Genomic DNA, 3,334 nt, shown 5'->3' on the forward strand with positions numbered 1-3,334 from the left:
GAAAGCCGTGACCGGCGCAACTGCCTGACGTCACAAACAAGCGCCTTGTTCAGGCGTCCATGAAACAACGTGACATCGCCGCTGGCGCGTCTTCTGGCGATGAGGACAAGTCGTCGCCCGACTAACCGCGTCGTGATGCTCGACAAGCGCCTTCGCATTGTCCAGTAGAACCTCACTGGGAACGCCGCCGAACCGAAGAAACGCGCCTTCCATGCCCCCGAACCAGTCGGTCTGTCCCTCTCGCAGTGAGGCACGTATATGGATGCGTCGGGAATAGCTCAGCGTGGCGACAAAGACGTTTACCCGGATTCGTTAGTCACCAATCCAGACACGCGTCTGCCCAAAGTCGATCTGTAGTTGACGGCCTGGCGGTGTCTCGAACCGGACTGTTGCCCGCTTCTGCGCTTTGAGTTCGCGCCGCCATTCCCGGACCCGAAGCTCTACCGAGCGCAAACCGATGGTAATTCCATGCTCGCTGGCCAACTCCTGCCGGATCACATCGGCATTGCCGTCATGCCGGAAGAAGCGTTCGCGGAGCCAATCATCCAAGCCATCGAAAGCACTGCGGCGAACCGGCTTTTTGAATGGCGCTGCTCCGCCCTCCCGCAGATATCGGCGGACAGTGTTGCGAGCGCAGCCAAACTCTTTCGATAAACGCTTGGCGCCCCAGCCAAGCTCGTGCAGCCGCAACATTGCCACCACCTCATCTGCCTGAAGCATATCTTCGCCCTGCATCGTTCGCGACAATGCAAGATGCTCTGAAATCAAGCTCGTCATCCATCTCTCCTCGTTGTGAAACGAGGGGGCACTTCTTCATTTCGTTAGGGGGTCAGTTTCTCATTTCGCCCTGACACCTTTCCCCGAACAGCCCTGCTTTACCTGCGGGCCACGTCACCATGCCAGTTGACGGCAGGTCACCGCCGCTTGAGCTCATGTCCCCTCGCAGCAGGGGACAGGCAAATCTCGAGACCTCCTTTCTCTTTGCATTCCAGTCATATGCCCCCCCGATTGGGGCGAGGCGCACTGTAGGTCAGGTCCATCGCCCAGACCTGATTGGGTCTGGTGACCGCCAGCTTGCGCAGGAGGTAGGGATAGACCTTGTGACCTGGTGCCGGTTTCGAGGTGTTCGGGCGACGGTAAATCGCCTCGATGCCCATCTTCTTCATCATGGTGGCGACGTGCAGCTGTCCGGTTTGCAGCCCTTCTGCCTTCAAAAGCCCTTGCAACATCCGGCTTCCGGCAAACGGGTAATCGAGATGCGGTTCGTCGATCCGGCGCATCAAAGCCAGATCGACGGTCCGACACGGGGACGTGGAGAATAATAGACGCTGCCACGGCTGAAGCCGAGAAGCTTCGCTTGGCGCACGACCGACAGTTTATGCTCGCGGTCGATCATTTCTTTCCGCCCAGCAATCCCGCTTTGCCGAGCGCACCGGATAAAAAATCGTTCTCCAGTGTCAGTTCGCCGATCTTGGCATGCAGGGTTTTGACATCGACGGTTGGTCCCGCCGGTTCCGCCTTGGTTTCATCACCGAAAACGCCTGTCGCCCCCTCAAGGAGCTGGTCTTTCCACTGTTTGATCTGGTNCGGCATCTAAGCCGAAGTCAGGCAGAAATTCCACTTATCCTGGCTGTTCAGATTTCCCGAGCCAGCTCTCAGAGACGGGCGAATGAAATGGCAGGTCTCCACCGGCTACGGCAAGCGCTCGCTGGTCGAGACTGCCATCGGCCGATACAAGTCCATCATCGGGCGGCGTCTGCGGGCTCGGTCGTTTCACGCTCAGCAGACGGACGTGGCCATCGGCTGCGCCGCCCTCAATCGTATGCTTACATGCGCACGCCCTAAATCCATCCGCCGCAATGGGCCGACCACATAGATAGCCCCATCACAGATCCAGATCCGCTCAAGTCCCGATCCATGCACCATGTGTAGACGCCCGTTTGGCAAGAGGAATCTTTAGTTGGCATTGCGCGTTGTCGGGTGCTGACATGTGTCCGGCCTGTGATGCGGCTTCACACATGCCGCGGGCCCGTATGGTGTTCGCAGGTCAGGTCCAAATCAACGCCGCGTGCTCTTGAGACACTTTGGTGCACACTGGTTTTTCTGATCCCGTCTCACGACCGTTGCGCCATACTTCCGATGACCTCTCTCGCTGCGACGCCCCCTCGGTTATGTTGGCTTTAGGCCGCAGCAACCGGAGCTCTGTATATTCCTCCCTTGGCCATGATAGCCCAGATCATTCGCGCCATCTTGTTGGCAAGCGCTGCCCTCACCAGCATCGGCGGCTTATGCGCGAGCATTTTCGCCAACCATGATCCCGTGGTAGCTCCCTTACGGGAGCGCCACACGACCACGCTATTTGCGCCCATGAGCAAGAGCCGCCGCAGAGATCGCTCTCCCATCTTCGTCGTGGACCCGAGGCGTTGTTTGCCTCCCGTCGTATGTTGTCGCGGGACGAGCCCCAGCCATGCGGCGAAGTCGCGTCCGCGTTGGAACGTTTCCGGTGGCGGGGCCAAAGCCACGAGTGCCGAGGCAATTAGTGGTCCTACACCAGGGATCGTCATCAACCGTCGCCCAATCTCATCTTCCCGGGCCCGGCGCACGATCTCCGCGTCCAGCGCCTGGATCTGATCGTTCAGTTGCGACAACGTTGCCGCCAGCACGACTTCACCAAATTCCGCCAGGTGGCCACGCAGCGCATTGATGATATGCGTGCGCTGCCGGATCAGCAGATCGCGGGTGCGCAACACCACTGCTGCGGCTTGTGTTACTTCGCTCTACGGCAACAAAGCGCATCGTTGGTCGTTGCGCTGCCTCGCAGATCGCCTCAGCATCAGCCATGTCGTTCTTCTGCCGCTTCAAAAAGGGCTTCACGTAGGCCGGTGGGATCATACGGACTTCGTGTCCCAAATGCCCTATCTCACGCGCCCAGAAATGCGAGCTTCCGCAGGCTTCCATCGCAACCAGGCACCGTGGCAGGCCACCAAAGAAATTTTAACCTGCCCGCGCCGCTTGCGAAACACAACAGCACCTGTTTCGTCAGCCCCGTGTACCTGAAACACGTTCTTGGCTAAATTCAAACCAATCGTGCGAACTTCGCTCATCATGCCCATCTCCAACGGTGGTTTAAACAATTCCACTTTGCCACACACTTGGGTCGTCGCCGACGCCCCTTACAAGCGTAACCACGTATCGCTTCAACAGGGCGTTTGCCGATGCTAGCTATGGTTGCGGTGAAGGGTTGACCTGACGTATAGCGGAATATAGTCCTCCCCTGTTTCGGACTTGCGATGCTGTCGGAGCGATTGGGTGGCGAAGAAGCTTTTCATTTCGG

At 58.4% G+C, this 3,334-nt stretch carries 4 pseudogenes; 1 reads left to right on the forward strand and 3 read right to left on the reverse strand.

Features of this window, described 5'->3' with window-relative positions:
- Positions 1-117: 117 nt before the first annotated feature.
- Both BS629_RS37430 and BS629_RS38810 read right to left on the reverse strand, forming a co-directional pair.
- Positions 118-777: pseudogene (locus BS629_RS37430) on the reverse strand (transposase); the annotation flags it as partial.
- A 248-nt stretch (positions 778-1,025) separates the two neighbouring features.
- Positions 1,026-1,590 (reverse strand): annotated as a pseudogene (locus tag BS629_RS38810) (IS3 family transposase); the annotation flags it as partial.
- Between the two features lie 67 nt (positions 1,591-1,657).
- On the opposite strand from BS629_RS38810, the pseudogene BS629_RS37445 reads away from it, so the two are divergent.
- Positions 1,658-1,876 (forward strand): annotated as a pseudogene (locus BS629_RS37445) (IS5/IS1182 family transposase); the annotation flags it as partial.
- 304 nt (positions 1,877-2,180) lie between these two features.
- Here BS629_RS37445 and BS629_RS37450 read toward each other — a convergent pair.
- Positions 2,181-3,104 (reverse strand): annotated as a pseudogene (locus tag BS629_RS37450) (IS110 family RNA-guided transposase).
- Positions 3,105-3,334 lie beyond the last annotated feature (230 nt).

It is taken from the genome of Rhizobium leguminosarum bv. viciae USDA 2370, assembly GCF_002008365.1.
GTDB lineage: Bacteria > Pseudomonadota > Alphaproteobacteria > Rhizobiales > Rhizobiaceae > Rhizobium > Rhizobium leguminosarum.